At 45.3% G+C, this 11777-nt stretch carries 11 protein-coding genes; 7 read left to right on the forward strand and 4 right to left on the reverse strand.

What is annotated here, in order from left to right; translation table 11 throughout:
* Positions 1-125: 125 nt before the first annotated feature.
* Positions 126-1514, reverse strand: a complete 1389-nt coding sequence (cysS, locus tag MNY66_RS12215) for a cysteine--tRNA ligase (RefSeq protein WP_047256382.1) — start codon at positions 1512-1514, stop codon at positions 126-128.
* A gap of 594 nt (positions 1515-2108) precedes the next feature.
* Here cysS and ppiB point away from each other — a divergent pair.
* Both ppiB and MNY66_RS12225 read left to right on the forward strand, forming a co-directional pair.
* Positions 2109-2603: a peptidylprolyl isomerase B gene (gene ppiB / locus MNY66_RS12220; protein ID WP_047256381.1), complete on the forward strand. Its 495-nt coding sequence runs from the start codon at positions 2109-2111 to the stop codon at positions 2601-2603.
* Positions 2604-2615: 12 nt separating this feature from the next.
* Positions 2616-3338: a UDP-2,3-diacylglucosamine diphosphatase gene (locus MNY66_RS12225; RefSeq protein ID WP_241500987.1), complete on the forward strand. Its 723-nt coding sequence runs from the start codon at positions 2616-2618 to the stop codon at positions 3336-3338.
* Here the strand turns inward: MNY66_RS12225 and MNY66_RS12230 are convergent.
* Complete coding sequence (locus MNY66_RS12230) at positions 3313-3585, reverse strand: hypothetical protein (protein ID WP_241500988.1); 273 nt, start codon at positions 3583-3585, stop codon at positions 3313-3315. The two genes, MNY66_RS12225 and MNY66_RS12230, sit on opposite strands and share 26 nt — an antisense overlap.
* 90 nt (positions 3586-3675) lie before the next feature.
* Between MNY66_RS12230 and purE the strand changes: the two genes are divergently transcribed.
* The 3 genes from purE (at position 3676) to MNY66_RS12245 (ending at position 6785) form a co-directional block, all read left to right on the forward strand.
* Complete coding sequence (gene purE, locus MNY66_RS12235) at positions 3676-4188, forward strand: 5-(carboxyamino)imidazole ribonucleotide mutase (protein ID WP_047256378.1); 513 nt, start codon at positions 3676-3678, stop codon at positions 4186-4188.
* Positions 4188-5255 (forward strand): 5-(carboxyamino)imidazole ribonucleotide synthase, encoded by a 1068-nt coding sequence (purK, locus tag MNY66_RS12240; protein WP_047256377.1) that lies wholly within the window; start codon positions 4188-4190, stop codon positions 5253-5255. Before purE ends, purK begins: the two co-directional genes overlap by 1 nt.
* A gap of 288 nt (positions 5256-5543) precedes the next feature.
* Complete coding sequence (locus tag MNY66_RS12245; protein ID WP_241500989.1) at positions 5544-6785, forward strand: MFS transporter; 1242 nt, start codon at positions 5544-5546, stop codon at positions 6783-6785.
* 232 nt (positions 6786-7017) lie between these two features.
* On the opposite strand, the gene ybbP is transcribed toward MNY66_RS12245, so the two are convergent.
* Positions 7018-9462, reverse strand: coding sequence for a putative ABC transporter permease subunit YbbP (ybbP, locus tag MNY66_RS12250; RefSeq protein WP_053907778.1), 2445 nt, complete (start codon positions 9460-9462; stop codon positions 7018-7020).
* Positions 9459-10145 (reverse strand): putative ABC transporter ATP-binding protein YbbA, encoded by a 687-nt coding sequence (ybbA, locus tag MNY66_RS12255; protein ID WP_241500990.1) that lies wholly within the window; start codon positions 10143-10145, stop codon positions 9459-9461. The genes ybbP and ybbA overlap by 4 nt, the downstream gene beginning before the upstream one ends.
* Between ybbA and tesA the strand changes: the two genes are divergently transcribed.
* Together tesA and MNY66_RS12265 are read left to right on the forward strand one after the other, a co-directional pair.
* On the forward strand, positions 10113-10745 hold the full coding sequence (tesA, locus tag MNY66_RS12260) for a multifunctional acyl-CoA thioesterase I/protease I/lysophospholipase L1 (protein WP_241500991.1): 633 nt from the start codon (positions 10113-10115) through the stop codon (positions 10743-10745). The two genes, ybbA and tesA, sit on opposite strands and share 33 nt — an antisense overlap.
* Before the next feature lie 196 nt (positions 10746-10941).
* Complete coding sequence (locus tag MNY66_RS12265; protein WP_047256372.1) at positions 10942-11727, forward strand: SDR family oxidoreductase; 786 nt, start codon at positions 10942-10944, stop codon at positions 11725-11727.
* The last annotated feature ends 50 nt before the right edge of the window (positions 11728-11777 follow it).

An 11777-nucleotide genomic window follows, 5' to 3' on the forward strand; every position in this document is an offset into this window, starting at 1 on the left:
TCAGCCAAGCATTTAACCATAAAGCAGCCTAACTGCCCGATAAAATAAGCGTTTTAAAGCCAATCAAATAAAAAAGGGGGCAACAAAATAGCCCCCTTAAATCAAAAGAAATCCGCGAGTAAGGATTATTTACGGCGCCAAGTCGTACCTTGTGGCCCATCCTCTAGCACAATTCCCATGTCAGTTAATTGGTCACGGGCGGAATCAGCTAATGCCCACTGTTTATTGGCACGAGCATCGTTACGTTGTTTAATTAACCCTTCAATTTTAGCCACATCTTCATCACTTTCAGTCTGTGCACCACTTTGCAAGAATTGCTCAGGATCTTGTTCTAATAATCCTAAAACTCCCGCTAAAATACGTAATTCCGCGGCTAAACCATGAGCTAATGAGCTATCTTCTGTTTTTAAGCGATTGATTTCACGCGCCATATCGAACAGTACAGAATAGGCTTCTGGCGTATTAAAATCATCGTTCATCGCTTCAATAAAACGCGCTTTAAAGGCTTCGCCACCTTCAGGTTGCGCCGTTTTATCGGTGCCACGTAATGCGGTGTATAAACGCTCTAATGCCGTTCGTGCCTGTTTTAAATTATCTTCGGTATAATTCAATTGGCTACGATAATGGCCAGAAAGTAAGAAATAACGGATAGTCTCGGCGTCGTAATATTCCAAAACATCGCGAATAGTAAAGAAATTGTTCAATGATTTAGACATTTTTTCTTTATCAATCATCACCATGCCAGAGTGCATCCAGTAATTAACATAAGGACCGTCATGGGCACAGGTTGATTGCGCGATTTCATTTTCATGGTGTGGGAACATTAAATCTGAACCACCGCCATGAATATCAAAATGGTGACCAAGCTGTTTGCCATTCATTGCAGAACACTCGATATGCCATCCTGGACGACCTAATCCCCACGGGGATGGCCAACTTGGTTCGCCCGGCTTAGACATTTTCCATAACACAAAATCCATTGGGTTACGTTTTGCGTTAGCGATTTCAACTCGCGCACCTGCTTGTAATTGCTCTAAATCTTGGCGTGAAAGTACACCGTAATCCGCATCGGTACTGACTTCAAACATAACATCGCCATTATCGGCAACATAGGCATGGCCACGTTCGATCAATTGCTCGGTTAACTCGATAATTTCCGCGATATGCTCTGTAGCTTTAGGCTCATGGTCTGGGCGCAGAATGTTTAATGCATCAAAATCTTTGTGCATCTCTGCCAGCATACGGGTGGTTAATTCACTGACGGATTCATTATTTTCAGCGGCGCGTTTAATAATTTTATCGTCAATATCGGTTACATTGCGAATGTAGGTTAAATCATAACCTAAATAACGTAAATAGCGGCTGATGGCGTCGAATGCAACAAAGGTACGCCCATGCCCAATATGACATAAGTCGTAAATTGTAATACCACACACGTACATCCCTATTTTTCCCGGATGGATAGGTTTAAATTGTTCTTTTTGACGACTGAGTGTATTAAAAATTTGTAGCATCGACATTATTCCGTTTATTTAGCTGTACACATAATATATATGCCCAAAATAATTCGGTGGACAGGAAAGTAATAATTAAAGGTAGACAAACTCAGTTAACAATAACCGAAGTTGCCACCTGCCAACAACCTGAAGTATGACGGGTATTAAAATGAATTATAAGTTAAGTTGGCGTGGTTTAATACCGGCTTAGGTCTATCACGCTGGATTAAATGCTAACTCAGTGGGTATTGAAGCTTTATCTTATACAGATTGCAACGGGTGTTATTCTTATATAGATGCCTGCCTGAACACCGACCGCACTGCCGGTATTTGCTCCCGCGCTATCTGCATATGAGCCATGTCGCTCACAGTATCATCAATTAATGCCTCCCTTTTAAGCAATAAACTTAATCGCCAAACATATTCCGATGATCAAATGGATTGCGCATAAGCTGGCACTAAAAATAGACGGAATAAACATTGATAAATAATCGTTAATATCACAGCTATGTTTGCAGAATAGCTGACGCCAAGCTTCATCTATGATATAAACTTTGTGATCTTAATGCCCATTAAAGGGCAAATAAATAACAATTATTCAGGAATGCTATTATGGTTACTTTTCATACCAATCACGGTGATATCGTTATTAAAACTTTTGATGACAAAGCACCAGTGACTGTAGAGAACTTTTTAAACTACTGCCGTGAAGGCTTCTACAATAATACTATTTTCCACCGTGTTATTAACGGTTTCATGATCCAAGGCGGTGGTTTTGAACCAGGCATGAAACAAAAAGAAACCAAGGCTGAGATTAAAAATGAAGCCAATAATGGCTTAAAAAACAGCCGTGGTACGCTGGCAATGGCGCGTACTAACGATCCTCATTCTGCAACTGCTCAGTTTTTTATCAACGTGGTTGATAATGACTTCCTGAACTTCCGTTCAGAGCGCCCAGATGGTTGGGGCTACTGTGTATTTGCTGAAGTGGTTGAAGGCATGGATGTGGTAGATAAAATCAAATCTGTTTCAACCGGTCGCAGTGGTTTACACCAAGATGTGCCACGCGAAGACGTTATTATCACTAACGTAACTATCAGCGAATAATTCAGACAATTTATGTCGACACTGATTATTGCAGATTTGCACTTAAGTGAAGATGAACCGGCGATCACCGCCGGTTTTATTAATTTTATTTATCAGCAAGCGGTTCATGCTGAGCAGCTGTATATTCTGGGTGATTTCTTTAATTATTGGATTGGCGATGATGATCCCAATCCGTTGCATACCCAAATTGCTGAGGCGCTAAACTACCTTCAACAGCAAGGGGTTAAATGCTATTTTATGCACGGTAATCGTGATTTTTTGCTCGGCCAACGCTATGCCAAGCAATGCGGAATGACTATTTTAGCCCAATCGCATCTGATCGAATTGTACGGTCAAAAAATACTTTTACTGCATGGCGATACGCTATGTATTGATGATCAAGCCTACCAAAATTACCGCAAAAAAGTGCATACACCGTGGATCCAGCGTTTATTTTTGGCCTTACCACTGTTTATTCGCCGCCGTATCGCACAAAAAATGCGTCAAAATAGCCGACAAGCCAGCCGTATGAAAGCGGAGTCGATTATGGATGTTAATCCACAAGCGGTGATTGAGCAATTAGAGCACTATCACGCCGATTGGATGATCCACGGCCATACTCATCGCCCTGCAATTCATGAAATTATCCATCATGATCAACGTTATTTTCGCGGTGTACTCGGGGCATGGCACCACGAAGGCTCTGCATTTGTGATTAATTCACAAGGAATTACCTTAATTTCGTTTCCTTTTTAACTGCTAGGCGGCTGCTAATCCCCCCACCCTGTTCAGCGGTCAGCTTAACCATATCCCCAACGATATTTCCAAAACCTGTCCACAGTTTGACTGGCGATTCAGCAATGTATTTTTCATGCTGATTATCCAGTGCCGTGCTTGCCGTACTCGTAGCATAAAATGCTGGCGATAAAAGGTTTGGCATAAAATATTGAGCGGCAATAAACAATAAAAATTGGCATAATTTGGCTAAATCAGCCTCACGCAAACGTTTTCCTTACTGTTATACCGTGATATCATCGGCGTTATAAATTATTTGATTAAATATGCCAGAGATCAATAAAGGAGCCTCTCCCCAATGACCACCCACGCCGTACCCCCAGCAGCAAAAATTGCTATCGTCATGGGATCTAAAAGTGACTGGTCCACCATGCAACATGCCGCTGATATTCTGACCGAGTTAGATTTACCTTTTCATGTTGAAATCGTCTCGGCCCACCGGACGCCAGATAAACTATTTTCTTTTGCTGAACAGGCCAAACAACGAGGTTTTGAGGTTATTATTGCTGGGGCGGGGGGAGCCGCGCATTTACCCGGTATGATCGCTGCCAAAACATTGGTTCCGGTATTAGGCGTGCCGGTCCAAAGCGCTGCCTTAAGTGGCGTCGATAGCTTATATTCGATAGTTCAAATGCCTAAAGGGATCCCGGTCGGTACCTTGGCAATTGGTAAAGCTGGCGCGGGCAATGCCGCATTATTAGCCGCACAAATTCTCGCTATCCATGACGCTTCGCTATTTAGTCGTCTGTCGCTGTGGCGTGAAAAGCAAACTAACGATGTTCTCGATAATCCAGATCCGCGGGAGGCATAATGAAACCAGTCTGTGTCTTAGGTAATGGTCAATTAGGACGAATGCTGCGCCAAGCAGGTGAACCGCTGGGAATAGCCGTTTATCCGATTGGTATCGATGCCGAGCCGGAGTCAGTTCCTTATCAGCAAAGCGTGATTACGGCTGAAATTGAACGCTGGCCAGAAACCCCGTTAACTCGAGAGTTGGCGGGCCATAATGCGTTTATTAATCGCGATATTTTCCCACGGTTAGCCGACCGATTACCGCAAAAACAGTTATTAGATTCGCTATCGCTCGCGACTTCGCCTTGGGTCGCGCTTGAATCGCCAGATCAATGGCCTGAGCTGTTTGCCTCGCTAGGAAATTTTTTGATTGTTAAACGCAGAACTGGCGGTTATGACGGCCGCGGCCAGTGGCGGATTAAACCCGGTGATGAAGCCGCTTTACCTCCAGAGATCTACGGCCAAGCTATTGTCGAACAAGGGATCCCTTTCGATGGCGAGGTGTCGATTATTGGCGCTCGGAATGCCAGCGGAAAAACCGTGTTTTATCCGATGACTCATAATCTGCATCAAGACGGTATTTTACGCACCAGTGTCGCCTTCCCGAAACATCTCTCCCACCGTCAACAGCAAGCTGAATCTATGCTGACGGCGGTAATGAATAATTTAGACTATGTCGGCGTAATGGCGATGGAATGCTTTATTGTCGGTGATCAGTTACTGATTAATGAGTTAGCACCTCGGGTCCACAATAGCGGTCATTGGACCCAAAATGGCGCCACTATCAGTCAATTTGAACTGCATCTGCGGGCGATTTTAAATCTGCCTCTGCCGGAGCCCGAAGTCTATTGCCCGGCCGTTATGGTCAATTTAATCGGTACCGAGGTTAATCTGCAATGGCTTGATTTATCATTAGTTCATCTGCATTGGTATCAAAAAGAGGTGCGCCCAGCGCGTAAAGTTGGCCATCTTAATCTCTCGCATCCAGACAATGATACCCTCACCGCTACGTTGGATGTCTTGGTGACATTATTGCCGCCAGAGTATCAAAGCGGCATTGAGTGGGCAAAAATAAAATTAAGCTAGTAGTCTGCGCCATAAACAGCCAAAATAGCGCCATATCTTAATGGCCAATCCCCATTTTGAACCAACTTTGCCCGAGCTGCACTCTCGGGCATTAAGCTATTTTTTATCGTTATTCTATTCTTGAAGGGATCGCGTTTTCTTGGTCAATATTGCGGCCAACAATAAAGATTTCTGCGGCAATGAAAGATCTTAAGAACAGCATGACGAGTTTTACTCAACCTACCTTGAACTGCCGCGCTCCCGAGCCAGTGGCAACCAACGTATGATGAGTCACGTTTTGGAGCGTTAATGACATCACAACCGTCCCCGCACTTCAGTGCTCTCTATCAGTGGAGCATCCTGATTTTATTAGGCGCGATTTATTTTCTAGCTACTGCGACCACCTTTACCTCTCTGGGAGTGGTGCTGCCGGGTATGATAGATGAACTAAAATGGAGTTGGACAGAAGCCGGGTTTGGATTCACCTTACTGGGGCTGACCTGCGGATTATCCAGCTTTTTACCCTCTATTTTTATTCGCAATATCGGTGTGCGTCTGACTTTATTGTTTGGCACATTGGTCTTTATTGGCGGATTTTATAGCTTATATATTACCCAAAATATCAGCACCTATTTTTTAGGCACCGCCTTATTAGGCATTGGCTTTACTTTTTTAGCCACCGTGCCGGGGACTTACGTTATTTCACGCTTGTTTGAAAAACAATCGATGGCGTTTGGGTTGTATTTTACTATCGGTGGATTGGGCGGCGTGGCCGGGCCGTGGATTTACTTTTACGCCTCGAATCAAATGGGCTCGTGGCGAATGCATTGGATCCTGTGCGCGCTTTATCTTTCTGTGGTCACCTTTATCACTTTGTGTACTCTACGTGAGGGGGATAAAGAACGGGCTCATGCTAAAAACATTATGCAAAAACAAGCGGCGGAACCCCCTAAAGCGATTTATCGTACCAAAGATATTTGGACCGCTCGACGCGCGTTACGCACTTGGCAATTCTATTTAATTGCCGCCACCTATACCGCATTTTTATGGTGTGGGATCACCGTTAACAGCTTCGCAGTGGCACATATTGAAGATCGCGGCTTTAGCCTGACGATTGCGGTGTCATTATTAAGCACCATGGCTTTTGTTAACGCCTTTTCACGCTTACTGGGTGGCGCGGCGGGGGAATGGCTGGATCCTAAAAAGCTGTTAATTTGCAGCTTAGGGATAATCGTTATTGGCTTGATTTCATTGAGTATTGCTACGTCATGGTTTTGGCTGCTGATGTTTACACTGTGCGTCGGTATTGGCTACGGTATGACCTTTTTGGCCTCCAGTGTACTGCTCTCTAACTATTTTGGCCGAGGCCCTTATCTGGAGCTATTCTCGGTGGTCAATCTTATTTCTACCTTGGCCTGTTTAGCGCCTTTCTTTGCCGGGGCAATCAAAGATTATACTCACAGTTTTACGCCGGCCTTTCTGGTTATCGCCGCCCCTGTAGTGATTATCTTGATTTTCACTTTACTGATGCGCCCGCCAGTATTGAAATAATCCAGCGATTTAACTAGCAAAAACCGCTAAAAAAACAGCCCGAACCGTGTTATTGATTCGGGCTGTTTTATGCTCAGTTAACATCAATATACGCTATTTTTTAAAACGGTACGGCAATAACGATACTGTAATAACTGTGCCGTAATAGCTGTATCGCAATAACTACCCTGTAAAAGCTACGCTACAAAACTGTGCAGTAATAACTGTGCGGCAATAGCTATATTACTAATAACTATGCCGAATAGCGCCGATGCTGATTGTTATTATTCAATAACCTAATCCCTAGCCAACCGCCACACATTGACAGTAACAAAGCCGCACCCAGCGGTAATCCAATCCACATGCGCCATTCAGGTTGCCAAGGGAAATCAAAAACTTGGGTCTGTAATAACCATAAAGCGACCTCTGCCCCAAAAGCGGCTGCCAAACCGGCCATTAATCCCAACAGTGCAAACTCACACCACAGAGTACGACGCATCAGTTTTTTACTGGCCCCTAAGGTACGATAAACGACCAGCTCTAATTCACGCTGGCTCATTCCTACTTGAATTTGGGCTAATAACAGCAACAGTCCACAGAAAATAACCAGCACGACCATGACTTCTAATGCTTGGCTAACCTGTTGTAAAATTTGCTGAATTTGCGAAATCATGGCGCCGGTATCAAGCACGTTGATCGTCGGGAAAGCACGATTGATCTCAGTAAGTAACTTACCATCACCGTCATAATGGAAACTGCTCAACCAAGTGGTCGGCATGTTGGCTAAAGTCGATTCAGGGAAAATAAAGAAGAAGTTAGGTCGCAAACTTTCCCAATCAACAGTTCGAATACTGCTTACCGTGGCAGTAAACGGGTGAGTATCGGCATTGAATGTTAATTTATCCCCCAGTTTTAACTGTAATTCTTTGGCGACGGTTTGTTCAATAGAGACTTCACCGGCTTTAGGTGGCCAAACACCAACGTCCAGCACATTAGCCTCCGGCAGTGACTGCTGCCATGTTAGGTTAAGCTCACGCCGTACTGTATTACTATTAGGAGCAATTTCATCTGCCCATTGCAGCGCAGGGATTGCATTAATTTCAGTTAAACGTGCCAATATCACCGGATAAAATGCCGTGGGTTTAACTTGATGGCGCGCCAATAATTCGGTCACCGGGGGGATCTGCGGTTGGCTCATATTGATCAAGAAGTAATTCGGGCTGTCTGCCGGTAATTGTTGCTGCCAGCGGTCTAATAAATCGCCCCGAACTAAAATCAATAATGCTAATAGCATGAAGGATAAAGAGAAAGCACTCATCTGAGTAATAGTCTGTAGTGGCTGGCGTAAGAGTCGATTCACCGATAAACGCACACTCAATTGACGGAATTTACATTGGCGTAATAGCCATAAACCGAGCCAACCGAACAGGGCCAACAGCACAGCAACCATCACTATTCCGGCTAAAATAGACCATAACAGCGGCTTAACCCCGACCAACAACAATAAGCCGCCAATCACGATGGATCCCATGATGGGTAAATAGAACGATAAGCGCCAAACCGGCGCCGAAATATCATTACGCAGGACTCGCGATGGCTGAGTGGCCATTAACTGACGATACGGGCGTAATCCCACCAGCAAGGCAATGGCAAACAAAGTCCCTACGGCCCATCCCCATGGCCAATACCCCGGTGCCGGTAGCTCTTTGGGTAACATCGCGCCTAAAATATGGATTAAAATAGCTTCAAATCCTAGCCCCAACAATGAACCTACAGCAGTGGCGGCAACTAAAATCACTAACCATTGGCCAATAATCCATTGGCGTAAGGCGTTACGCCCTGCACCTAAAGTTTTAAGGACCGCAATCAACTGATGGCGACTGCGGCAATAATGTGCCATTGATATAGCAATCGCCGCAATGGCTAACAACAGAGTCAACAGCACCGATAGCAGTAAAAATTGCTGAGCACGTTGAAACGTTTTCGCGACCGCACCGCTGTCTTGATTCAGCGTATACCAACGCTGATCGCTTCTTAATTCGGGGTTATAACGTGCCTCGAAGGCATCAATTGAAGCCGTTGGGCCGGCAAACATATCGCGATAGGTCAAGCGACTGCCCGTCTGTATAGCCCCTGTAGCCAGCGCATCTTGCCAATCAATTAACACTTTTGGCGCAATTTGAAACGGGTTAAATCCACTGTCCGGCTCTTGCAATAACACCCCTGAAATAACCAACGCGCTATCACCCACATCAATGGTATCACCCACCTTAACCTCGAGCAGATCCAATAACCGAGGCGCAACCAGTACCTGGCCTTTTTGCGGCCGTAATCCCGGCGGATCGGTGATTAAATCGCCATACAGTGGATAAGCGTGATCGACAGCTTTGACTAACGCCAATTGGGGCACCGCATCCAGCGCCGATGATCCATAAGTCATGGTCGAAAAGCTCAACTGCCGACTGACGGTTAAACCGTCTTCTTTTGCCTGCTGTAGCCAGGTTTCATCGATTGGATGCGAAGATCGCAGCACCAGATCACCGGCTAATAATTCACGGCTCTGATAACTCATGCTGTTTTCTATTCGATCACTAATCCGCCCTAACGCCAGCACACAGGCTACCGCCAAAGTTAATGCTAACCACACTATCAATAGCGAAGGCGTTTTCCATTCACGCCAAAACCAACGCCAAATCATGCTTCCTCCCTCAATTTTCCATCTACCAATCGTAACCTACGCTGGCAGCGTGCGGCTAATTGGCTGTCATGGGTGACCAAAATCAGGGTGGTGCCGTGATCGCGATTGAGTGAAAATAACAGATCGGCGATTTTATCCCCGGTTTGTCTGTCCAGATTACCGGTCGGTTCATCGGCAAACAGTAAACGCGGACGCCCATTGAAAGCACGAGCTAAGGCAACGCGCTGCTGTTCGCCACCGGATAATTGCGCTGGCATATGTTTTAATCGTTGACCTAAGCCAAGTTCAGTTAACAATTCGACCGCTTGCTGAGTGCTAGCCGCTTCAGACTCGCCACGCAATAAAGCTGGGAGTTGCACGTTTTCAAGAGCGTTCAATGTGGGGATCAATAAAAAAGATTGAAACACAAAACCGATGCTTTCTGCCCGTAAACGCGCTCTCTGTTCTTCATCCATTTTTGTTAGGGAATGCCCGAGTAGCTTGACTTCACCGCTGCTACCATCATCTAAACCGGCGATAATTCCGAGCAAGGTCGATTTACCCGAACCCGATTCACCAATTAACGCCAGGGTCTGCCCGGGCTCGACAATAAGTTCAACACCCTGCAATATAGTCAGTTCATGTTCCCCTTGACCAACACGTTTAATGAGATGATGAACTTCAAGAATATTTTCTGCCGACATTTAGTGATCCTTTTATTAATGCTAACCGCCAGTAGCAACGTGCTGGCCGCGACGAAATTGATGATCCTCGGTGATAGCCTAAGTGCGGGCTACCGACTGCCTGCTGACAGTGCGTGGGCCAAGTTATTGGCGGATAAATGGCAACAATCGCCACAAAAAATCAGCGTAATCAATGCCAGTATCAGCGGTAATACTGCGGCCCAAGGCTTAGCACGTCTGCCCGCCTTACTTGAACAACATAAACCGGATTGGGTGCTGATTGAATTAGGCGCTAATGACGGCCTACAAGGGCTAGCCGTTCAGCAATTAAACCGCGATCTGCAACAGATTATCACCCTAATCAAGCAATCGGGAGCACAACCGCTATTAATGCAAATCCGCATTCCGCCTAACTATGGGCAGCGATATACTCGCAGCTTTGAACAGATTTATCCGGCGCTGGCCCATGAGGCAGAGATTCCTTTATTGCCTTTTTATATGGAACAGGTGGTAATAAAACCCGAATGGCTACAAGCCGATGGTATTCATCCAACTGAAGAAGCACAAGCCTTTATTGCGGATTATATGGACAGCGCATTGTCACCTTATGTTAAAAAATAAAGCCGCTCTCTAGCAGCCTTATAATGCTATCTTGGCAAAGACGCTGATTATTTGAGCGCACCGCCTTGCACGCCATGTGGTGCACAATGTGGTGCACAATCTAGTCCCGATTCGTCATTAATATAATCAGCAACCTAGGGCTAAGCGAGAATTGCTGCGTATAAATATGTTACATCATCTATCTATAGGTAAAGTTATGCAAAAATCGGTATTTATCACCGGGGCATCGAGTGGAATTGGTCTGTGCGCCGCAGAAAAATTACGCCAACGGGGATTTAGGGTTATCGCCAGTTGCCGTAAACAAGCTGATTTACAACACTTAACCTCACTTGGATTCGAAACCGTATTGCTCGATTTAGACGATAAACACAGCGTCGATAATGCCGCCGATCAAGTGATTGCCCTAACACAAGGCCGACTCTATGGCTTATTTAACAATGCCGGATTTGGCGTCTATGGTCCATTAAATACCATCAGTCGTGAAGAGATGGAGCATCAATTTTCCAGCAATTTTTTTGGGGTTCATCAATTAACGCTACGTTTACTGCCGGCTATTGTGCCCCACGGCGAAGGACGCATTATTCAAACCAGTTCGGTGATGGGGATTATCTCTACTCCCGGTCGCGGTGCTTATGCCGCCAGTAAATATGCTCTCGAGGCATGGTCTGATGCCTTACGGCTAGAGCTAAAAAGCAGCGGTGTGCGTGTTAGTTTGATTGAACCAGGGCCTATAAGCACTCGTTTTAGTGCGAATGTCACCCAAACAGAAAAAAATAAACCGGTGAAAAATCCCGGCATTGCTAAACGTTTTACGCTTACACCAGATGATGTGGTCGCCAAGGTTATTCACGCCTTAGAAAGCCCACGCCCACGGATCCGCTATGCGGTGACGCTACTTACTCATGGCGTAAAAATCCTGAAAAGACTATTACCCGATGGTTTAATCGACCGCGTTCTGGCAAAACAAGAGAAGCCGAGTTGAATTTTAAACATCAGCCCTCATATTTAAGTCAATCAACCTAATTAATTAAA

The sequence above is a fragment of the Moellerella wisconsensis genome (genome assembly GCF_022592395.1).
Lineage (GTDB): Bacteria > Pseudomonadota > Gammaproteobacteria > Enterobacterales > Enterobacteriaceae > Moellerella > Moellerella wisconsensis.

Excerpts from the sequence above, each read along its gene's own strand:
- purE (WP_047256378.1), top strand. The coding sequence starts at position 3,676 with ATGACCACCCACGCCGTACCCCCAGCAGCAAAAATTGCTATCGTCATG.
- ybbP (WP_053907778.1), bottom strand. The coding sequence starts at position 9,462 with ATGATTTGGCGTTGGTTTTGGCGTGAATGGAAAACGCCTTCGCTATTG.
- purK (WP_047256377.1), top strand. The coding sequence starts at position 4,188 with ATGAAACCAGTCTGTGTCTTAGGTAATGGTCAATTAGGACGAATGCTG.
- tesA (WP_241500991.1), top strand. The coding sequence starts at position 10,113 with ATGATGAACTTCAAGAATATTTTCTGCCGACATTTAGTGATCCTTTTA.
- ybbA (WP_241500990.1), bottom strand. The coding sequence starts at position 10,145 with ATGTCGGCAGAAAATATTCTTGAAGTTCATCATCTCATTAAACGTGTT.
- ppiB (WP_047256381.1), top strand. The coding sequence starts at position 2,109 with ATGGTTACTTTTCATACCAATCACGGTGATATCGTTATTAAAACTTTT.
- MNY66_RS12225 (WP_241500987.1), top strand. The coding sequence starts at position 2,616 with ATGTCGACACTGATTATTGCAGATTTGCACTTAAGTGAAGATGAACCG.
- MNY66_RS12265 (WP_047256372.1), top strand. The coding sequence starts at position 10,942 with ATGCAAAAATCGGTATTTATCACCGGGGCATCGAGTGGAATTGGTCTG.
- MNY66_RS12245 (WP_241500989.1), top strand. The coding sequence starts at position 5,544 with ATGACATCACAACCGTCCCCGCACTTCAGTGCTCTCTATCAGTGGAGC.
- cysS (WP_047256382.1), bottom strand. The coding sequence starts at position 1,514 with ATGCTACAAATTTTTAATACACTCAGTCGTCAAAAAGAACAATTTAAA.